This window comes from Peribacillus sp. P4_B1 (assembly GCF_056402395.1).
On record NZ_JBFUHM010000049.1, the window covers coordinates 1 to 20,501 of the forward strand.

Genomic DNA, 20,501 nt, shown 5'->3' on the forward strand with positions numbered 1-20,501 from the left:
ATTCATCCATGTGCCTTTCGCTAAAGCCAATCCTTCTGATAAAGCTGTAATGGCATTATGTCCTAATGAACCATAGCTCATCGCCGACATCCCAATTAAACCTTTTAATCTAAATGGATGTTTTGTATTTGGGCCAATGATTACGGCTCTGCTTACTTATTACATGACCATGATGCCGTAATCATTGGCCCAAATACAAAACATCCATTTAGATTAAAAGGTTTAATTGGGATGTCGGCGATGAGCTATGGTTCATTAGGACATAATGCCATTACAGCTTTATCAGAAGGATTGGCTTTAGCGAAAGGCACATGGATGAATACTGGGGAAGGCGGACTCTCTTCTTATCATTTAAAGGGTGGCGTCGATATCATTATGCAGATTGGCCCAGCCATGTTCGGGGTGCGCGATAAGCATGGCGAAATGGATTGGGACGAGTTAAAGCGGAAAAGTGAAATTCCTCAAATAAAAGCATTTGAGGTTAAGCTCGCCCAAGGTGCCAAAACACGCGGGGGACATATTGATGCTGAAAAAGTTACTCCAGAAATTGCCGAAATTCGCAAAGTGGAACCATTCAAATCGATTGATAGCCCCAATCGTTTTCATCAGTTCAATGATGTACCGACAATGTGTGAATTCATTGAAAGAATCCGCAGCCATACGGGTAAACCTGTTGGATTGAAGATGGTTGTAGGAAGTAATGATAGCGTAGAGGAATTAGCCAAATATATGAAGGAAACCGGCAAAGGTCCGGACTTTATCACTGTGGATGGAGGGGAAGGCGGAACAGGGGCTTCTTATCAAGAATTGATTGATAGTGTCGGTTTGCCGATTAAATCAGCCCTGCCAATTGTTGTCTCCACCCTTCAAAAATATGGGGTACGCGACCGGGTTAAAATTATTGCTTCAGGTAAACTGTTCACCCCTGACAGGATTGCGATTGCTTTGGCGATGGGGGCTGATCTTGTCAATATAGCTCGTGGATTCATGATTGCCATAGGATGTATCCAAACATTGAAATGTCAATCTAATGCCTGTCCAGTTGGGGTAGCCACAACAGACCCAGAATTGCAAAGGGCTCTCGTGATTGACGAAAAGAAATACCGCGTCGTCAACTTTCTCGTGACACTTCGAAAAGGACTATTTCGAATTTCAGCAGCAGCAGGTTTGGATTCGCCCGTTCATTTTCAACCTAAGCATATTAGTTATAAGGATGAAAAAGGCGTCGTGACATCACTGGAAACCATCATTCAGGAAATCAGGCAGCAAATAGGGTGAAATCCTGATTATTCTTTTCTCCTATTAATATTAACTTTACTTTCTGTTTATTATCTACTTGCTGGTTTTGTGAAAAATAACAATGGGATGTTGTAAAATAGTCAGTCCACTATCTGCCAAGAATTCGCCTTTAAAGGAGGGTAAATTGTGAAAAATATGGGATATCAATGCAGGTCCAATGTAGAATTGCAGCAACTTGTTGATGAGGCAAAAAAATTTACCGTTAAGGGAAACGTGGCAAACTATATACCGGCTCTTGAAAAGGCGAATCCTGGAGATTTATCTGTGGCTATTTACTATCCTGACGGAAAAAGATATTGTGCGGGGGATGTAAGTGTCAAAATGACCCTCCAAAGCATTTCAAAAGTATTGACACTTGCTATGGTATTAATGGAAAAAGGAGAGGACTATGTCTTTTCTTTTGTAGGAAAAGAACCTACCGGTGATCCTTTTAATTCCATTGCCAAGTTAGAGACAAATAAGCCATCCAAGCCGTTAAACCCGATGATCAATGCAGGAGCATTGACTGTTACCCACATGGTTTCAGGTGTCAATGTAAATGAGAGGTTTAAGCGTATTTTATATTTTATCCGGGAGTTGACCCAAAATCCTATTATCGATTTTAATGAAGCAGTTGCCAGTTCAGAATACAATACAGCAGACTTAAATCGATCGTTAAGCTATTTTTTAAAGCAGCATAATGTAATAAACGAAGATGTGGAGGACTTAATCGAATTGTATTCGAAGCAGTGTGCCATTGAAATGGACAGTCAGGATTTGGCGAGGATAGGCTGTGTGCTGGCCATGAATGGGAAAGATCAGTTGACGGGAAAGCAAATCATCCCCGAAGACATTGCTCGTATTTGCAAGACATTCATGGTTACCTGCGGCATGTATAATGCCTCAGGTGAATTTGCCATTAATGTTGGCATTCCGGCCAAAAGCGGCGTGTCAGGAGGAATCATGGGGGCTGTCCCTGGAAAATGCGGAATTGGAATTTATGGTGCAGCGCTGGATGAGAAGGGGAACAGCGTTGCCGGGGTAAAACTCTTGGAAATGATGGCGAAAAAGTATTCATTAAGTATGTTTAATACTTAAACAAGGTTTCCTGTTGCACATTTATTACAGATAGTCCTACAGGTCATGTTTGAATTTTCTCATAGAAGCCGTATAGTTATCTTTTTAGAATATGTATGATTTCGAAATGACTTCCCTTATCAAACTCAGTTTTGGGATATTGAATGAAGTTTCAAACTACGCATTTTCATATTGAATCCTTCATGCTTTAGCGAACGTTTAAGGTTATCTGTTACTAAGGTAATCGCCCCCCGGCTTCATTTCATATTTCAAAAATAATAAAATTTGTCCATTGCAGAGATAACAAATCTATTTTTAGCTTGATGGAGATGTTGGGCCCTGCAACAAGTTGTTTTCATATTTAATTTGGTTCATTAATGCTGCGGCAACCTTTTTCTCGCGGGCAAAATGGATAGATTAAGAGTGTTAAAGAAGGAATAGTTAGTGAATAAGTTTTTTGTAGACTAATAAATGAATAAAATAGATGACTTCTTTATTGATACTGGATAGCATTCGATCTAGTATTCGGTAGCTCCCACGTGATGCACGAATAAGCCCACGCATCGCTTTATACTTTCAAAATGTTTCATCAATCTTACACATCGCCATTTTAGGAATATATTCTGAAAAAAAGCCAATTTTCTTTAAGAACAATCTAAGGGTCCCAGAAAATTGTTTATCCTGGGTATATCCAATAGAGGCCATGTCGTCATATCATATGATTTTGTATAATTCCAATTTTTGTATTATTTTTTTGAATATTTAAAAAATATTTGTTGGTTTCTGTAGTTTTATATTAGATTCTGTGGTTCCTGTGATAAATTAAAGCTACTTTTTAAGAGAAAATACTACATTAAATAACAATATCTGTGTTTTTGGGGTTAATGGCATACAAACTTCAAAGAACCGGCAGAAAGAAGCTTAAGAATTCTCACAAATGAAAGAAAGTTAAAAGGAGAAACAAATATGAACGATCTACAAAAGCAAATACTCTTTTTCCTTGAGGAATGCAATAGAGAAAGATGTGTAAGTAAAATTGCTGAAAAATACAATAAAAGTCTTGAAGTGATAAGGGCCGAGTTAGTGATACTTGTGAACAAAAACCTCATAGATATCAAAAAGAGTACGACTGGGAAGATAAGCAAAGCAACGATAAAGCCAGAAGGTAAACAATACTTCAGAGACGCTATTGCAATTGTTACTAAGGAGTCAGTACAAGGGCAAATCAATGAATTGAGACAAAAGCTGTCAACTCTGGAAGCCTCCTTTCTACAAGCACAAGCGAATCCAACTGCGGAGAATAAACGGTCACTACTAAATAATGCGAATACGGTTCAATCAGTGGCTAATGGATTAAACTCATTTTTTAAAGCTGGAATGGATATCTTTAAGTAAATCGTTTGGTTGTTCCGTCATTAGCATCAAAAGAAAGAGTGGCTGATGCCTCCAATTTTTCTTCTGGGAGCTCCTGTACAATCTACATGCACCTGTGGCCAAAACAGGACTCGCTCATTTTGTTTAGGTAAACTGGTTAGAGCAGAGCTGATGAGGTTAACTAATGAGTGTCATACATAAATACTTAAAAACCAAAGTGTACGAATCAGTTGAATAGAACCAAGTGGGTTTTACTGAAAAGGGAGCACATGGATGTGGATGTTTTAAGATTTAAAGAGCGTGAAACAAACGTAATCGGTGTAAATGACACAGTGAAAGATACAGGCGTTCCACGTTACTTGCTATAGAAAAAATTAATATAAAGAAAGCCTACTTCCTTGAATATAAAGTTCGTAGGTTTTTTTTTTACTATGCCTTAAGGAAATCTTCATGTCCTGTAATCACTCCATTTAATAGTGAACATAAATTCAAGGGCGATGAAATCCTGAGATTAAGCGAGTATTTGTGAGAAAATCATATTAACCTGAGGTAGTTGAAGAAGAAAAACTGGAAATTCGGTAGGGACATTTGTAAATAAAAAGTGGGGTATGAAAAGATGCTAATGGCAATAAACCGAAAAATTTAATTGTTTTGCTAAAAAGGGGATTGGTTCTATAGTGCAAGTAATAAATTAAAAATTAAACAATCTAAACCCTTTTGCACATTATCAAAAAAGGACAGATTCATTAAAGGGTCAAATCTGCCCAAAAACAAAAGAAATTTATCCATAAATTGATGAGAATTAAATGGAAATCTGTAAGTTGATAGGAAAGATACGACTTTTCCTTCAAGTAAATCATTTTTGTACCAAAACATCTATCCTATATCATATCAATATGTGTTATTTTCCAATGCTCATTCTTAATAAGTTGCTCTAAATTTTCTTTGTCTTCTTTTTTAAAGTAAGTGATCATTTTTTTATGATGTTCATTCATTTGTTCTAATACGGCAAAAAGTTTTTCTTCGTCTTTGCTCAAATAGATTTGTCTAACAAAACTGTTTTGTAAAGAATTAAGAAGGTCTATTAATGTATCGTTTTTACATTTATCAATATATACTTTATGGAATTGATTTTGGAATTGCTGATAATCCGAATAATTTTTTTGTGAAATTGACAGGTCAATTTTTTTAACCAGCTCTTCCATTAGTTCAATATCACTCTCTGTAATATGCGCTAAAGATAATGAGGCTGCTAGGGCGTCCAGCACACCAACAACTTGAAAAACATCAAGCTTATTCTTTGTATCAAGTTCTTTAACGATAAATCCCTTTCGAGGAAAATACTCAAGTAAATTTTCTGAAGCTAATTGTATCAAAGCTTCCCTTACAGGGGTTCTGCTTACTTCTAACTTCTCGCTTAGTGCTACTTCATTTACCTTATGATTAGGAAGCAATGTTCCATTCTGAATTTCTTCAGCAATATGATTATATACATGGTCTTTAAGTGATTGGTATCTCTTTTTGATAGTCCTTCTCCCCTATGCTAAAAATTGATACATTTATTATACAATATACAATATAAAATTGAAAATTCTTAATTTTTGTATAGCATAGGCTTCTAAATTCTTCAATAGCTCTACTGTTTAGTAATTATCGCAGCTCACTATTACCTGCATCCCAATCAGTCCCTAAGTCCACATGAGGCGATGCTGCCATAGAAATTCAGATCTTAAACGAATTGAGAGAACCACGGAGTGTGGGAACAATTGTAGTTTGGGTTTTAAGACTTCTACAAGGATATAGAATATTGAACATCATTAAAACTATACGTGTTAATTGAAAGTATTTTTAAGAGTAAACTAATAAAATATATTGAAAAGGGGAAGAGTCCAGTGTATCATATGTCTTAATACGAATGATATTTCTGATTATTCAGCATATTATACAATATACAATATACAATATAACAAGAAAATATGCTGAGTTAATAGCTCTTCTAACAAAAGCACCTTCATATTAAAATTGGCAAAGAATAAATTTAAGCAGGTGAAAAAAAGGAAGTGGTGACTAGTATAAAGAAAAGGAGAGGGTAATTAATATACAATATACAATATACAATATATTAAAACATGTTGTGTTATTAGTTGCTAACAAGAGCACGTTCATAATAAAAATGGCAAAAAATGTAAGAACGTAAAAAAAGAAGCGAAAACTAGTACGGCAAAGGAAGCTATAAAAATACAATATACAATATATTATATAAATCCGAACAACAAAGAGATGTGGTTGACAAAACTATGAAAATTAGAGGTGAAAGAACATGAGTGAGCAAAACTTTAAAGATATACAAGCCGGTACAAAGGCTGTATGGGCAGGAGAAAAAGAATCTCTTGCTTACAATGCAACTCAAGTTCCTGTGGTGCTAAGTGTTGCCTACAATTATGAGGACATAGACGAGTGGCATGAAGTGGCCATTGGAAAAAAGCCTGGGTATATCTACAATCGCATGACAAATCCCACTGTTCAAGCTCTGGAGGAAAAAGTGAGAATCCTCGAGGGAGCTGAGGCAGCAATTGGTTTCTCATCAGGAATGGCCGCTATAAGCAGCACACTATATACATTTTTAAGACCGGGGGACCGGGTTATATCGGTTAAAGACACTTATGGGGGAACCAATAAAATCTTTACCGAATTCTTACCGAATCTCGATGTAGATGTGCAGTTATGCAACACAGGAAATCATGAAGAAATCGAGGCTGAAGTGGCCAAAGGCTGCAAGGTTTTATATTTGGAGTCTCCAACCAATCCGACGATGAAGATCACTGATATTGAGAGAATGGTAAGAGCCGGAAAATCGGTGGGGGCATTGGTTATCATAGACAATACTTTTGCTACTCCCATTAATCAAAATCCCATTCAATTAGGAGTTGACATTGTCATTCATAGTGCGACTAAATTCTTAAGCGGACATGCCGATGCATTAGGAGGTGTTGCATGCGGTACCAAGGAACTGATGAAAAAAGTCTATCATTATCGAGAAATCAATGGAGCGACGATGGATCCTTGGTCAGCCTATCTTATTTTAAGAGGGATGAAAACGTTAAAACTTCGAGTACGCCAGCAAGAAAAGAGTGCAATGGAAATCGCAAAGTATCTGCAAAAGCAAAAGCTTGTAGAAGCGGTTAATTATCCTGGATTAGAAACACATCCCCATCACCATATTGCAAAGAAACAGATGAGGGGTTTCGGCGGAATTTTAAGTTTTGTATTGAAAGGTGAGATGGATGCAATAAAAATTTTATTGCCAAAATTACAATATGCAAATAAAGCCGGGAATCTTGGAGCTGTTGAAACTATATATGGACCCGCAAGAACGACCAGTCATGTGGAATGTACTCTTGAAGAACGTCAAGCTCTTGGTATCCCGGAAGGTTTGGTTCGTATCTCCGCAGGAATTGAGGATACGGAAGATCTTATTTCTGATTTGGAACAAGCTTTTGCCCATTTGGAATCACAACTACCAGTAACGGTAGCTGCAAATAAAGATATTAATAATGGAAGAGGTATGGGATATGACACATAAAATTGCTTTGCTTGGATTTGGTGTAGTCGGCCAAGGATTGGCAGAAATTTTACAAGATAAAGGTGAGTCTTTACGCAGTGAACTTGGCTTTGATGCTAAAATTGTTGCAATTTCCGATGTCATGAAGGGCTCTCTTTATCACCCTGAAGGGTTGGATATCTCTCAAGTATTACAAGTTGTAAAGGAAACGGGAAAGCTGGAGAGTTACCCTGAAACCCCTGGGTTGATAAGGGGATGGGACAGCTTTAAGACAATCCTTGAGAGTAATGCGGATACCATCGTAGAGATCACTTTCACGGATGTAAAGACTGGACAACCTGCCATCGATCATTGTAAGACGGCATTTGAAAGTAAAAAGAACGTAGTAATGAGCAATAAAGGTCCCGTTTCTTTAGCTTACCAAGAACTAGCTGAGTTGGCCAAAAAGAATGATGTGCGATGGGGCTTCGAAGGTACTGTTATGAGTGGAACACCAGCATTGAAAATGCCTCTCGTCTCATTGGCGGGAAATAACATTTTTGAATTGCGGGGGATTTTAAATGGAACGACTAATTATATTTTGACCAAAATGGAAGAAGGATTGAGCTATAAGGATGCATTAATTGAGGCACAAGCTCTTGGCTATGCAGAGGCAGATCCTACTAGCGATGTAGAGGGATATGATTCTCAGTATAAAGCTACTATTCTTGCTAATGTTGTAATGAATATTCCGATGAAACGAGAGGAAGTAGAATGTGTAGGAATTAGTCATCTTACACAGCAAGACATTCAATGGGCAAAGTCTGCAGGGAAAAGGTGGAAGCTTATTGCTGAATGTAAAAAGGATGGTGATAAAGTAATCGCAAAGGTAGGTCCTGAAGCTATACCTCTTACAGATCCTCTAGCTGGGGTTTTGGGAGCACAAAACGCTATTACGTATAACTGTGACTTGGCCGGTCCGATTACGTTGATTGGTGCCGGAGCTGGTCGCAAAGAAACAGGATTCTCTATTCTGATTGATTTAATCAATATGAGCCGTGGGCAATTATGATCTTATATACCACAAGTTATAAGCTGGAAAATTACTTATACGGGGTGATTATCGATGACACTTATTGAAGCGCTTACAAAGAAAAATAAGATGTTTCTTGCTGGAAAATGGGTATCCGGCGAAAAAATAATTGAAGTGCTCGATCCACAGGATAATAGTTTAATTGCAACCGTTCCTGCTGCTAATGAGAAGGATGTACTTCATTCCATTGAAGAGGCAAAAAAAGGAGCGAAAATAGCCGCGGACATGCCAACACATGAAAGAATCGCCATTCTAAATCGTGCTGCCGATTGGATCTATGAGCATAAGGAAAAATATGCAATGACCATCGCCCGTGAGGGAAGTAAGACCATTAAAGAGGCGAGAAAAGAAGTGGTGCGTTGTATCGAAACACTTCGAATTAGCGCAGAAGAAGCAAGGCGAATTAATGGCGAAACGATTTCGTTTGACCAAATGCCGGGAAGTGAAGATCGCATGGGTTATTATTATCGTTTCCCTGTTGGGATTATTGTAGCTATAACGCCTTTCAACGATCCATTAAATCTTGTTGCCCATAAAGTGGGACCTGCTATTGCTTCTGGAAATGCCATCATCGTAAAACCGGCACCCGCTACACCTTTAAGTGCTCTTTTATTGGCAGAAGCCTTTGAAAAAGCAGGTTTACCGCCTAAAGTATTGTCCGTCATTACGGGGTATCCGAGTGATATGGGCGAGAGTCTGATTACTCATTCAGCCATACGAATGATTTCTTTCACAGGAGGTCTCGCCACTGGCCAAGCGATCATGCAAAAGGCAGGTTTGAAAAAGATGAATTTGGAGCTGGGATCGAACTCACCGGTTATCGTTCTGGAAGACGCTGACTTAGAAGAAGCGGTTGAATCGACAGTATCCGGCGCCTTTTGGGCAGCAGGTCAAAATTGCCTGGGAGTGCAAAGATTATATGTTCAAGAAGATATTTATAGGGACTTTGTTGGAAAGTTTGTTAACCGTACTCAACAGTATCGAGTAGGCAATAAACTCTCAGAGGAAACCGACATGGGGCCTATGATTTCAGAGAAAGAAGCAAAGCGAGTTGAGAGTTGGGTTAATGAAGCTGTTGGGAAAGGCGCAAAATTGCTGTGTGGCGGCAAACGTCAAGGTTCTTTTTACTATCCAACTGTTTTAGAGAATGTTCCAGCAGATTGTAAGCTGGCAACTGAAGAAGTTTTCGGACCAGTTGTTACCATTCACAGTGTGCCCGATCTGGATACCGCCATTTTCCAATCTAACAATGTGGATTTCGGCTTGCAAGCAGGCATATTCACTCGTGACTTAAATAGGGCGTTGGGAGCTATACGTGAATTGGATGTAGGCGGGGTTATGGTGAATGACAGCTCTGATTATCGTATAGATGCTATGCCTTTTGGGGGAGTGAAGGGCTCTGGTATAGGCCGTGAAGGAATAAAGTTTGCACTCCAAGAAATGACTGAAACAAAAGTGGTTTGTTTTAAAGTTTCGAGCAAAAGATGATAGAAAAGGTTCATGTGATATTGATAGCTTTATAGGCATCGACCCGAGGTCAATCGTATTGTACTGCATCATATATTTAAAGGAGGAGACTGGATGCTAGACGCCAATAGTACCGATCAAAATCAGTTGAAGCGTTCAATGAAAAGCAGGCACTTGTTCATGATTTCGCTAGGTGGGGTAATTGGAACGGGTCTTTTTCTAAGTACAGGTAATACGATTAATCAGGCTGGACCGGGAGGAACGATTCTCGCTTATTTGGTTGGTGGGCTTATCATGTATCTAGTCATGCTATGCCTTGGCGAATTAACTGTAGCTATGCCGGTAACCGGTTCGTTTCAAACATATGCTACGAGGTTTGTGGGTCCTGCTACCGGATTTACCATTGGTTGGCTCTACTGGCTTACATGGGTAGTTACGGTAGGTTCGGAATTTACTGCATCCGGTCTGCTGATGAAGAGATGGTTCCCTGAAACTTCCGTCTGGATGTGGAGCGCACTCTTCGCGATTATACTTTTTCTGCTGAACGCCTTTTCTGTAAAATTTTTCGCGGAAACTGAATTTTGGTTTGCCGGCATTAAAGTAATTACTATTATTTTCTTTATCATATTAGGTGGAGCAGCGATGTTTGGCTTCATTCCTATGAACGGGAGTGCAGCTGCTCCGATGCTTTCTAATTTTACCGGGGAAGGGGGCCTTTTTCCAAATGGACTCCTTCCGATATTTATAACCATGATTTCCGTGAATTTCGCCTTTTCAGGAACAGAGCTTATCGGCATTACTGCTGGAGAAAGTGAAAACCCGGAAAAAGACATTCCACTAACCATTAGAAATGTAATTTGGCGGACTATGTTTTTCTTTGTTGGTGCCATATTTGTGCTATCTGGATTAATCTCCTGGAAAGAAGCGGGAGTGATTGAAAGTCCGTTCGTTATGGTTTTTGATAGCATAGGGATACCTTATGCAGCTGATATCATGAACTTTGTTATTATTACTGCTTTACTGTCAGTAGCAAATTCCGGTCTCTATGCATCTACCCGTATGTTATGGTCCCTTTCAAACGAGAAGATGATAAATCCTTTCTTAGGAAGGGTAACGTCAAAAGGAGTTCCGTTTAATGCTTTGATTGTAAGTATGGCAGTAGCCTGCTTGTCATTATTCTCTAGTGTAGTTGCACCGGATACAGTTTATATGGTGCTTGTGGCTATATCTGGATTTGCGGTTGTTGCAGTATGGATGGGAATTGCATTATCACAGTATGTGTTCCGTAAACATTATCTTAAAGCGGGTGGCGATATTAAAGATTTAAAATTTCGTACACCACTTTACCCTTATGTGCCCATAGCCGCTTTTGTTTTATGTTTCGCTTCTATTGTAGGTCTTGCTTTCGATCCGAGCCAACGGATTGCCCTGTATTGTGGAATACCATTCATTGCTTTATGCTATCTTGTCTACTATATAAAAAATCGGGGAAATAAGAATCAAATAGATTCTTATGGTGAATCAGATCAATATGTTGAGAATATTAAGTAGAGAGGGGCTGGCATTAGAAACCTACTACCGATACTAATAGGTCAATTTCGTAAAATGAGAAAGAATAGAAAGAATTGCAAAATCCCCGGTTTGTTAAGCTATTAACCAAATAAGAATTTCAATTGACTCTACTCTGGTCAGACCTCTCTCTCTCGCAGGAAGGTCGGGCCTTTTTTGTCCATATTCATCGCTTAGACTCTACTCGAAATCTGTTTAACTTAGTTAACAGACAAGCCATTTGTCCGATTTTGGGCTATATTGAAGAACTCAATGAATACTGATGATTTTAGCGTTAGTAAGGCTCTTTGGAACTGTCGGGGAGTTTGGTGAAAACTGAGAGTGAGGTCTTTAAGGGACTGGTAACTTGCAGCGGATTTTTACGAAAGATGCTTTTCTAAGACAAGCAATTTCTTTTAATTCGTCCACGTATTCTTGCCAAATGTGACGAGACACTACTTTTTGATGATCTTTACTTTCCGTACTTTTGTATGTCTTTCACCATGTAATAAATGAAAGAGAAACATATGTCGGCCTCCATTTTACGAACCAAATGGTTCTCAGGCACCAATTGATCTAACGTAATCATTTCAAGTTGATTGGAACGGGTGTGGACTCTTTCGGGAAAAGCGAGTGCCCTACTTTCCACACTGATTTCAATCTCCGAATTTTTTTAAAAAGCAATTATAAACACTATATTTTGTTTTTATAAATGATTTTGTTTACATCGTATCTTACTGTTTTATGACCCTCTATTATTCCTTTCCGCAAAGGCTATAAGCATAACATCTAAATACCTATCAGAAATTTGTAAGCCGATTTTAATGCTAGTTTAGATTAGTAAAAGGGAAGCATGTTACAAAGGGCTTTTTGTGCAACATGCTTTTATTAGCCAGTTTAAAGAATCATAACTGATGACACAACGCTTGCCACTTTTTTATCATCTTGAAATAAATCAGCGAGTAGATAAGCTGTTTTTTTTCCGATTCGATCTACTTTTGCTTCAACCTGTACGTCTCCTAATCTTACTGGCCGATGAAAGGTCGTATGTAAATCAATAGATGCGAATGATTGTCCGATACTTAATTTAGAAGAAATAGCATAAGCCATTATAATATCTGCCGCAGAAGTGACAAATCCACCCATTGCTACACCGTTTCCGTTTATAAATTTTTCATCCACTTTCCATACACCCCTTGCAATTCCTTCCTGGGCATAATTTGCTTTAATCTGTAACGTTAAATCACAATTCGGAGGCTGTTTTCCCTCTGTTAAAACTTGTAAAAGTGCGTTTCCTTCAAATGATTTCTCCATAAAACTGCCCCCTTAAATAAGTTAATACTACAATACAGAATATTCTAACATATCCAATGGTGTTAAATGACATTGAAGTTGTTAAATTTACAAATAAAGTAATTTGGAGAATAATACGAATCACTTTTGATTGAAACATATTAATCGCTGATTAAAACTCTAAAAGAATTTTACAGTATAGGAAGGCAAATTACGGCTTTTACCTTAGTTTTATTAAATTTGCTTTTTACACCTAGCCGATTAGAAGACACATATCCCATCAAAGTAAATATTCAATGATCTCCTAATCTCTATTGACTATGAGAAGGAATTTCTTCTTATAGTCATTTTTTGTAGACCAAAATTTAAATACTATCTGAATGAAAAATTTGCTGCTTAGATCTGATAGTTATAATTATCTAAAAAATCAAAAAAATACTTCTTTTTCTAATTTTATTATGATAATGTGTACATAAAGTATTTGATTCAACATTTTTTTAAAAAGAAGTATTTAATTCACCAAGGAGGAGATATGCTATGGAACAGCCATCTTTTAAATTATTAGTGAAAGAAAAATTTCACCATTTATCGGGAGGTCAAAAAAAAGTTGCCGCTTACCTAATTGAAAATTTGGATGAAGCCGCCTTTAAAACTGCTTTTCAAATTGGGCAAAAAGCGGAGGTTAGTGAAACAACGGTCATTCGGTTTTCCTATTCATTAGGATTTGAAGGGTTTAGTAAAATGCAGGCAAGAATTCAAAAACAGCTACTGCACCAAAATCAAATAGATATACCCAATAGGGATACCAATCTCCGCATTGATGACAATCAAGATCCATTTACCAAAGTGATAGAAAATGAAGTTCATATTTTAAGACATCTATTAGATCATACGAACGTTCAGGATATATGGAAAGCAGTCGATGTCCTGATACAGGCTGACCAAATATTAATTGCAGGACATCGGATTTCCCATGCCGCCGCCTATTGGTTCTCCTATACGCTAAGTTCATTAAGGGAAAATGTAAGTTTATGTTCGCCAACAGGTGACTTCTATGAAAAGTTCTGTAACCTCACTAACAAGTCAGTATTAATTGTTTTTTCCTTTCCAAGATATGCGAATGAAATAGTAAAAGTTGCGGAGTGCGCAAAAGAACAAGGGGTTTGTTTAATTGTCGTTACAGACCGCCTCCTGTCACCTGTTGGTCGTATCTCTGATATTGCACTGACAACTGAAGAAAATGCAGAAACCGGAACCAATTCAATCGCTTCCGTCATTAGCTTATTGGACTTGGTTATTGCAGGCATACATGAAAAAGACGCAAAACGGATTCATACCCATCAGCAAAAATTAGAAAGGCTATATTCAAGTTATGAAGTGTTTAATGAATGAGTTTTTAATAAAGTTAAAATTCATTTAAAGGAGGTAAATCAATATGAACCCAATTCAATATATTGATCAGCATCAAGAATTATTGAATCCCAGGCCTCTCAAAAAGGGTTGTGGCATAGAGGACTGATATGGATGCGCTTGTTCAGGAAGTAAATGGAGTTGCAACGGCCAATCAGTCATGTGGACACGATCCACATAGCACAATCGTTTTATATTTATATTTAGCGTTGGCCATTGCCTCAGCGGAATCCGCCCTAAACTTACTCTCCGATTTATATTTCAGCCTGCGGAAGAAAAAGGAGAAGGCGCTCTTCAAATGATCAATGATGGCGCATTTGAGAATGTTACATATTTACAAGCCCTTATTGGAACGAAAATTTTAATTAACACAGTAATACTGGTGGCGGAAGAAGAGAAGTTCACCATAAAAATTTAATGAAGAGGTGTTTCATGAAAAATACCGCACTCGGATCACAAACGGATGTCCAAGCAGCTTCTGATGGAAAACAACTGGAGCGCAAACTCAAACCAAGGCATCTTTCCATGATTGCAATCGGCGGAACCATTGGAACAGGGCTATTTTTAGCAAGCGGTTCCATCATTCATACTGCGGGTCCTGGAGGAGCTGTAGCCGCCTATATTATTGCCGGGATCATGGTTTTCTTTCTGATGACAAGCTTAGCGGAAATGGCCGCCTTTATTCCTATTACAGGCTCTTTTAGCACATATACATCAAGGTTTGTCGATCCAGCTTTGGGATTTGCGATCGGATGGAACTATTGGTATAACAATGCAATCGTAGTCGCTCTGGAATTAGCAGCTTCCTCCCTGATCATGAAATTTTGGCTCCCTTCTGTCCCGGGCATCATTTGGAGCGCATTATTTCTTGCAATCATATTTGGACTGAATATCTTATCGGTAAAAGGATATGGAGAATCAGAATTCTGGTTTGCCATTATAAAGGTTTTAACGATAATCATTTTTATAGCAGTAGGATTATTAATGATTTTTGGAATAATGGGCGGTCATGCAGTAGGTTTTGAAAATTTCACCAAAGATGAAGCTCCGTTTAAAGGTGGCTTTTTATCCATTATAAGTGTCTTTATGGTGGTTGGATTTGCTTTTCAAGGCACCGAGTTAGTAGGAATTGCAGCCGGGGAGAGTGAAAACCCGAGAAAAAATATTCCAAAGGCTATTAAGCAAATCTTCTGGAGACTGCTCTTGTTTTATGTATTGGCGATCATTGTGATTGGATTTCTAATCAGCTATAACGATCCGCGTTTGTTAAGCTCAGATATTGAAGATATTGCGGTAAGTCCCTTCACTCTAGTTTTTCAAAACGCAGGGCTTGCTATCGCTGCCTCCGTTATGAATGTGGTAATTCTTACTTCTGTTCTTTCAGCAGGCAATTCCGCCATGTACGGAGCTTCTCGCGTCCTTTGGGTGCTGGCGAAAGAAGGAAAAGCCCCTTCGTTTCTAAGAAAAGTGAATGCAGGCGGGATTCCAGTGAACGCTGTGTATTTTTCTACAATCGTTGGGATGGCAGCTTTTCTAACCTCTCTTTTCGGTGAAGGCACTATTTATACTTGGTTATTAAATGCTGCAGGACTATCCGGCTTTATATCCTGGTTAGGAATTTCGATTACACATTATCGATTCCGGAAGGCGTTTATTGCACAAGGAAGAGATTTGAAAGATTTGCCTTATGTATCAAAATGGTATCCATTCGGTCCAATATTAGCCACAATTTTATGTGTTACGGCTATCCTGGGACAAAATTATTCTGCTTTTTTCGGCTCTGAGATTGACTGGTATGGAATATTAATTTCTTATATAGGGCTTCCTTTATTTCTCCTGGCTTTTCTAGGCTATAAAATCGTAAAGAGAACAAAAATGATTCCATTGCAAGGAGCTGATTTCAGTAATCGGGAATGATTTCTTTGTCAAAAAGATAGGGAAGTACTACATTTTATTTTAAATAAGGGGTAAAGTGCCTAGCCCGACAAGCGATCAGTGTTTGACTAACTTGACCAGCTTATGGCTGTATGGGCAATCAAGGCGCTTGGGATTTTCTTAGGAGGTTGACCATGACGAAAACACAGGAAATTATAATTCGTCCCCTTCAACGAATTGAAGAACTTGAGGACGTAAGAAAACTAGAATGTAACATTTGGGGGGATACTGATTCAATTCCCTCACACCAAACCATAACAGCAGTGAAAAACGGTGGTTTGGTTTTAGGAGCTTATTGTAAGGATCAGCTGATTGGATTTCAATACAGCTTTCCAGGTTTCAATGGTAAATCAGCCTATCTTTGTTCACATATTCTAGGCATAGATGAGCAATTTCGCAACAAAGGAATAGGGGAGAAGCTAAAACTAGCACAACGTGAAGAAGCGATAAAGCTCGGCTATTCCCTTATTACCTGGACATACGATCCGTTAGAAAGTATTAATGGGTATTTAAATATAGGCAAGCTTGGTGGGGTCTGTTCTACATATATCGCAAACTGCTATGGTGAAATGGAAGATCTATTAAACAGTGGAGTTCCTTCTGACCGCTTTCTTGTCGAATGGCATATTGGCAAGAAGGGGACAACGGATTCTAGAGGAAGGGGAATCGCGCTGGACTTAGTGTTAGTAATGGAGAACTCGCTTATTCAATGGGATACCATTGAAAAGGGATTGCCTGTTCCTTCTTTCACTCTTGGGCTGCCTGAACCAGAATGTGATACAGCTTTTGTGGCCATTCCAAAGGATTTTCGAACAATAAGAGCCACAAATATCCAAGCGGCCAATGAATGGCGAATGAAATCCAGGGACGTTTTTAGCGATTTATTTCAGCAAGGATGGCAGGTAACAGATTTTATAAAGAATTCAACGACAGAAATTCCAGTTCAGTTTTATGTACTAACAAAGAAATAAGCAGGTAGATTTAATAAGAGCTTGCAATTTCAGGCTGCTGTCAGCCTATTTAATAAAAAATTGGTAAGACTGTGTCTTTTACAGGTTTATCACAAAAGGAGAGTTTCCAAGTGAAAATTAAACAAGTTATTTTAAGGCATCTTAAGCTAGACTTGCTTGAACCTTTTACAACTAGCTTTGGGACGGAATACAATAGGGATTTTATCCTTGTAGAAGCAAAAAGCGATGATGGCATTTCCGGTTGGGCTGAATCGGTTGCGATGCTCGACCCCCTGTATAATGAAGAGACCTTAAAAACAAACTGGCATATACTCGAAGATTATCTAATTCCAATTATTCTAAAAAGTGAAATCCAGCATCCTGATGAAATCTCTGAAAAATATTTCGCCCATATTCGCGGCAATTATATGGCAAAAGCCGCTTTAGAGGGTGCTGTTTGGGATTTGTATGCGAAAAAGAAAAATGCTTCTCTCTCGAGTGTGTTAGGTGGAACAAAAAAGAAAATTGAAGTGGGGGTAAGCATCGGAATTAAGGACTCGATTGATTCGACCCTGGATATGATTGAAGCTTGTCTCGGTCTAGGCTATAAACGGTTTAAACTTAAAATAAAACCGGGCTGGGATGTTGAATTAATAGACAAGGTCCGGAAAGTATATCCTGAAATCCCTCTAATGGCAGATGCAAATTCAGCTTATACCTTACAAGATATAAACCGGTTATCCGCCTTGGATGATTTTAATTTAATGATGATTGAACAGCCGCTTGCCTATAACGATATCATTGACCATGCCGATTTACAGTCAAGGTTAAAAACACCTATTTGCTTGGATGAGAGCATTCACTCATTAGAAGATGCTAGAAAAGCTATTAAATTAGGCAGCTGTAAAATTATTAATATTAAGATTGGCCGCGTCGGAGGCTTAACTGAATCTAAGAAAATCCATGATTTATGTCTTAAACATGAAATTCCACTATGGTGTGGGGGGATGCTGGAATCAGGCATTGGAAGAGCGCATAATATTGCAATCACTTCCCTGCCAAACTTTACCCTTCCTGGAGATACAGCCGCTTCCTCCCTCTACTGGGCAGAAGATATTATTGACCCTGAAGTTACCGTAGAAAACGGAACGATCACGATTCCAGAATTGCCCGGAATTGGCTATGAACCAAGTTTGGGAAAAATCAATAAGTATACGATAAACAGTCAAACATTTAATTTAAGTTAGAATAGGTCGGTAGACAACATCTATCTCCTTATTGTAAAGGCCTGTTCCCAAGAGGGGAGCAGGCCCTTAATTTTTTGAACTCTTATTTCATCCACTGGGTTTTCCGAAAGCGTCAAACTTTATCAATAGCCCGTTCGTAAAAGTACACTTTTGCCAACGGATAAAAATCTATCAAAATCGTTTTGTTTAACATTCGTGAAAGTGTGTTTATAGCTTGCGGACGTTCATTTTATTACATAAAGTGAACGGTTAAAGAATGATATGAATAGGAAAAGGGTTTAGAATTACACATTCTAAACCCCTTTACCCCTGCTCAGCATAAAAAACGTCTTATATTCGCTAATATGGCGTTTTTTATCCCACAAAGTTCATGGGTGAAAAGTTCCGAATTCTAAAACCTGAGTTTTTTTTGATTGCAGAAATCGTACTGTATGATATACCTCTCATTGTAGTTTTTATAAAAATGATAAACCGAAATGAATGCTTGATTTTGGTTTTGGTGGAAGAAGGACAAATTATTTAAAAGTAGAATTTATATAAAGAAAAAATATGTAAGGGAGGTATACCAATGACTGTATCATTAATTCCAATTTCTAAAGATAAAAAGCATATTTTACAGAACTTGTATTCCCTTTATTTATACGACCTCTCAGAGTATACCGGCAGTTTAGAGATTTCATCTAATGGTTCCTTTGAATTTGATTCATTTGATTTAATTTGGGAGAGAGAAGGTTTATCCCCTTATTTACTAAAAAAGGATACAACAATTGTTGGATTCTTATTACTATTGGAAAGACCTTTTTTAGAAAAAGACTATGATTACAGTATTAATGATATTTTCATGTTGAAGAAATACCGAAGAAAAGGTATCACAATAACTTTGTTAAAAGAATTGTTTGAACAAAAAAAGGGGAAATATTATGCGCTTGAATTAATTAGTAACAAACCTGCCATTCTATTTTGGAAAAGTGTTTATAGTAAACTTAATATAGCCTTTGAAGAAAAGAAACAGAATGTTGATAATGAAGAATGTTTAATTCAATCCTTTCAAATATTTTAAAGCTTATTAAACCACTATTAATCCTTATTGAATGAATGGGTGCGTCAGCATTCCTATGGTTTGGTATTTTGCAGCTTTGAAAAAATAGGGCTCCTCTGTAAGATAAGAATTTTCGATAAACACCGTGTGGGTCTTGCCCAATGATTACATATGGCTAGAGCAGTGAATTTCTGTGGAATTGTAGCCGGAGATCCATTTGCATTTGAAAAATAATGAAGATAGATTCGCTAGTTTATTAAAATGGATGGATAAGCTTTAATGATTAAATAAACTGGAGGCAGCAATCATGGGAATGGAACCAACCCCTTAGTCCTCTTTACCTAACTGCATGTAGGTTGACAGAAGGATTGCCCACAACACAGTTTATTTTGAGAACCTCGTATAACTTTTTCTTTTGAAGGAGGAATGAATAATGGTCATTATGGCGGTTGTCGTGAGTTGAATCTTGATCATAGAAGAGATGGGACCTTTATATTTCATTCTTACTCTGATTATTACTTTGCATACTTTTCTTATTCACTTTATGAGCAGGATACCTCAACAAGGCAGTCGAATATTCATTAGTATAAAGCCGGCCTCATTTCCCAGAGGCTGAATTGGAGGGTGAATATGGAAAAGCACGGACTGGAACAAGTTATAAAAAATGCAGATAGGGCAATAAATAACGAGGACTTCGATCAATTGATGGATTTCTATTCAGAGGATGCAACTTTAGTTGTCAAACCTGGAACATTCGCAAAAGGGAAAGATGAAATACGTCGGGCATTCGTTGCTATCGCTGATTACTTTAATCATAGTTTAATCGTCAAACAAGAAAAGATGGCAATAATCGAAACGGGTGATACGGCATTGGTTGTGGCAAAAGCCCAGCTTAGTGCCAATCAAAAAGACGATTCCGAATTCTCTATGGAAAGAACCGCGACATATGTATTTAGGAAGGATTCCATTGGTACCTGGCGCTGTATAATCGACAACTCTTATGGTGCTGAAATAATTGAAGAATTAGTGTAATTTGTGAAAGCTGCCGAATTAGGTGGCTTTTCATTTTTTACTAAGAGGATCACTAAAATAAATATCGTGTACTAATTGCATTTTAGCAACCCAAAAGAAGCCCAGCGCGTTCTTTCCGAAGTCGTATGAGGAAATTTACAAATACAGTTAATATGGGTAGTACAGTGCCAATAGATCACTTTTTCCTAAGGGGCTCCAATTCCTTTTAATCACCCTT

17 protein-coding genes and 2 pseudogenes are annotated in these 20,501 nt (G+C 38.0%); 16 read left to right on the forward strand and 3 right to left on the reverse strand.

Going from position 1 to position 20,501, the window contains the following annotated elements:
- Nucleotides 1-144 (reverse strand): annotated as a pseudogene (locus AC1DVK_RS21505) (glutamate synthase-related protein); the annotation flags it as partial.
- A gap of 6 nt (nucleotides 145-150) precedes the next feature.
- On the opposite strand from AC1DVK_RS21505, the pseudogene AC1DVK_RS21510 reads away from it, so the two are divergent.
- The 3 genes and pseudogenes from AC1DVK_RS21510 to AC1DVK_RS21520 form a co-directional block, all read left to right on the forward strand.
- Nucleotides 151-1,278 (forward strand): annotated as a pseudogene (locus tag AC1DVK_RS21510) (glutamate synthase-related protein); the annotation flags it as partial.
- Between the two features lie 156 nt (nucleotides 1,279-1,434).
- Complete coding sequence (gene glsA / locus AC1DVK_RS21515) at nucleotides 1,435-2,376, forward strand: glutaminase A (protein WP_089363313.1); 942 nt, start codon at nucleotides 1,435-1,437, stop codon at nucleotides 2,374-2,376.
- 945 nt (nucleotides 2,377-3,321) lie between these two features.
- Nucleotides 3,322-3,750, forward strand: coding sequence for a hypothetical protein (locus AC1DVK_RS21520; protein ID WP_089363254.1), 429 nt, complete (start codon nucleotides 3,322-3,324; stop codon nucleotides 3,748-3,750).
- A gap of 860 nt (nucleotides 3,751-4,610) precedes the next feature.
- Here the strand turns inward: AC1DVK_RS21520 and AC1DVK_RS21525 are convergent.
- Entirely contained in the window at nucleotides 4,611-5,255 is a 645-nt protein-coding gene (locus tag AC1DVK_RS21525) for a GntR family transcriptional regulator (protein WP_089363255.1), read from the reverse strand.
- A 794-nt stretch (nucleotides 5,256-6,049) separates the two neighbouring features.
- Between AC1DVK_RS21525 and AC1DVK_RS21530 the strand changes: the two genes are divergently transcribed.
- The 4 genes from AC1DVK_RS21530 to AC1DVK_RS21545 all read left to right on the forward strand — a co-directional run bounded on the left by AC1DVK_RS21530 (nucleotide 6,050) and on the right by AC1DVK_RS21545 (nucleotide 11,381).
- Complete coding sequence (locus AC1DVK_RS21530) at nucleotides 6,050-7,312, forward strand: cystathionine gamma-synthase family protein (RefSeq protein WP_061462756.1); 1,263 nt, start codon at nucleotides 6,050-6,052, stop codon at nucleotides 7,310-7,312.
- Complete coding sequence (locus AC1DVK_RS21535; protein ID WP_089363256.1) at nucleotides 7,302-8,342, forward strand: homoserine dehydrogenase; 1,041 nt, start codon at nucleotides 7,302-7,304, stop codon at nucleotides 8,340-8,342. The genes AC1DVK_RS21530 and AC1DVK_RS21535 overlap by 11 nt, the downstream gene beginning before the upstream one ends.
- 54 nt (nucleotides 8,343-8,396) lie before the next feature.
- Complete coding sequence (locus AC1DVK_RS21540; protein ID WP_410862379.1) at nucleotides 8,397-9,851, forward strand: aldehyde dehydrogenase family protein; 1,455 nt, start codon at nucleotides 8,397-8,399, stop codon at nucleotides 9,849-9,851.
- A 93-nt stretch (nucleotides 9,852-9,944) separates the two neighbouring features.
- Complete coding sequence (locus AC1DVK_RS21545; RefSeq protein ID WP_089363257.1) at nucleotides 9,945-11,381, forward strand: amino acid permease; 1,437 nt, start codon at nucleotides 9,945-9,947, stop codon at nucleotides 11,379-11,381.
- Between the two features lie 894 nt (nucleotides 11,382-12,275).
- On the opposite strand, the gene AC1DVK_RS21550 is transcribed toward AC1DVK_RS21545, so the two are convergent.
- Complete coding sequence (locus AC1DVK_RS21550; RefSeq protein ID WP_061462759.1) at nucleotides 12,276-12,692, reverse strand: PaaI family thioesterase; 417 nt, start codon at nucleotides 12,690-12,692, stop codon at nucleotides 12,276-12,278.
- Nucleotides 12,693-13,208: 516 nt separating this feature from the next.
- Here AC1DVK_RS21550 and AC1DVK_RS21555 point away from each other — a divergent pair.
- The 9 genes from AC1DVK_RS21555 to AC1DVK_RS21595 all read left to right on the forward strand — a co-directional run bounded on the left by AC1DVK_RS21555 (nucleotide 13,209) and on the right by AC1DVK_RS21595 (nucleotide 20,284).
- The gene (locus AC1DVK_RS21555; protein ID WP_061462761.1) at nucleotides 13,209-14,063 is read left to right on the forward strand and encodes a MurR/RpiR family transcriptional regulator; all 855 of its coding nucleotides are present in this window, start codon (nucleotides 13,209-13,211) and stop codon (nucleotides 14,061-14,063) included.
- Between the two features lie 128 nt (nucleotides 14,064-14,191).
- Nucleotides 14,192-14,383 (forward strand): hypothetical protein, encoded by a 192-nt coding sequence (locus AC1DVK_RS21560; protein WP_410862381.1) that lies wholly within the window; start codon nucleotides 14,192-14,194, stop codon nucleotides 14,381-14,383.
- Complete coding sequence (locus tag AC1DVK_RS21565) at nucleotides 14,338-14,499, forward strand: hypothetical protein (RefSeq protein ID WP_410862426.1); 162 nt, start codon at nucleotides 14,338-14,340, stop codon at nucleotides 14,497-14,499. Before AC1DVK_RS21560 ends, AC1DVK_RS21565 begins: the two co-directional genes overlap by 46 nt.
- 14 nt (nucleotides 14,500-14,513) lie before the next feature.
- Nucleotides 14,514-15,998: an amino acid permease gene (locus AC1DVK_RS21570; RefSeq protein ID WP_410862383.1), complete on the forward strand. Its 1,485-nt coding sequence runs from the start codon at nucleotides 14,514-14,516 to the stop codon at nucleotides 15,996-15,998.
- Nucleotides 15,999-16,150: 152 nt separating this feature from the next.
- Complete coding sequence (locus AC1DVK_RS21575; protein ID WP_477627339.1) at nucleotides 16,151-16,987, forward strand: GNAT family N-acetyltransferase; 837 nt, start codon at nucleotides 16,151-16,153, stop codon at nucleotides 16,985-16,987.
- A gap of 110 nt (nucleotides 16,988-17,097) precedes the next feature.
- The gene (gene menC / locus AC1DVK_RS21580) at nucleotides 17,098-18,213 is read left to right on the forward strand and encodes an o-succinylbenzoate synthase (protein WP_410862387.1); all 1,116 of its coding nucleotides are present in this window, start codon (nucleotides 17,098-17,100) and stop codon (nucleotides 18,211-18,213) included.
- 370 nt (nucleotides 18,214-18,583) lie between these two features.
- Nucleotides 18,584-18,736, forward strand: a complete 153-nt coding sequence (locus tag AC1DVK_RS21585) for a hypothetical protein (protein WP_477627340.1) — start codon at nucleotides 18,584-18,586, stop codon at nucleotides 18,734-18,736.
- Between the two features lie 45 nt (nucleotides 18,737-18,781).
- The gene (locus AC1DVK_RS21590; protein WP_477627341.1) at nucleotides 18,782-19,273 is read left to right on the forward strand and encodes a GNAT family N-acetyltransferase; all 492 of its coding nucleotides are present in this window, start codon (nucleotides 18,782-18,784) and stop codon (nucleotides 19,271-19,273) included.
- Between the two features lie 609 nt (nucleotides 19,274-19,882).
- A complete protein-coding gene (locus AC1DVK_RS21595) occupies nucleotides 19,883-20,284 on the forward strand; it encodes a YybH family protein (RefSeq protein WP_089363264.1) in 402 nt (133 codons plus the stop codon).
- Nucleotides 20,285-20,501: the final 217 nt, after the last annotated feature.

Coding starts and splice junctions, on each gene's coding strand:
- AC1DVK_RS21530 (WP_061462756.1), top strand. CDS start 6,050: ATGAGTGAGCAAAACTTTAAAGATATACAAGCCGGTACAAAGGCTGTA.
- AC1DVK_RS21550 (WP_061462759.1), bottom strand. CDS start 12,692: ATGGAGAAATCATTTGAAGGAAACGCACTTTTACAAGTTTTAACAGAG.
- AC1DVK_RS21520 (WP_089363254.1), top strand. CDS start 3,322: ATGAACGATCTACAAAAGCAAATACTCTTTTTCCTTGAGGAATGCAAT.
- AC1DVK_RS21555 (WP_061462761.1), top strand. CDS start 13,209: ATGGAACAGCCATCTTTTAAATTATTAGTGAAAGAAAAATTTCACCAT.
- glsA (WP_089363313.1), top strand. CDS start 1,435: ATGGGATATCAATGCAGGTCCAATGTAGAATTGCAGCAACTTGTTGAT.
- AC1DVK_RS21595 (WP_089363264.1), top strand. CDS start 19,883: ATGGAAAAGCACGGACTGGAACAAGTTATAAAAAATGCAGATAGGGCA.
- AC1DVK_RS21540 (WP_410862379.1), top strand. CDS start 8,397: ATGACACTTATTGAAGCGCTTACAAAGAAAAATAAGATGTTTCTTGCT.
- AC1DVK_RS21560 (WP_410862381.1), top strand. CDS start 14,192: ATGGATGCGCTTGTTCAGGAAGTAAATGGAGTTGCAACGGCCAATCAG.
- AC1DVK_RS21535 (WP_089363256.1), top strand. CDS start 7,302: ATGACACATAAAATTGCTTTGCTTGGATTTGGTGTAGTCGGCCAAGGA.
- AC1DVK_RS21545 (WP_089363257.1), top strand. CDS start 9,945: ATGCTAGACGCCAATAGTACCGATCAAAATCAGTTGAAGCGTTCAATG.
- AC1DVK_RS21590 (WP_477627341.1), top strand. CDS start 18,782: ATGACTGTATCATTAATTCCAATTTCTAAAGATAAAAAGCATATTTTA.
- AC1DVK_RS21570 (WP_410862383.1), top strand. CDS start 14,514: ATGAAAAATACCGCACTCGGATCACAAACGGATGTCCAAGCAGCTTCT.
- AC1DVK_RS21575 (WP_477627339.1), top strand. CDS start 16,151: ATGACGAAAACACAGGAAATTATAATTCGTCCCCTTCAACGAATTGAA.
- AC1DVK_RS21585 (WP_477627340.1), top strand. CDS start 18,584: ATGGGTGAAAAGTTCCGAATTCTAAAACCTGAGTTTTTTTTGATTGCA.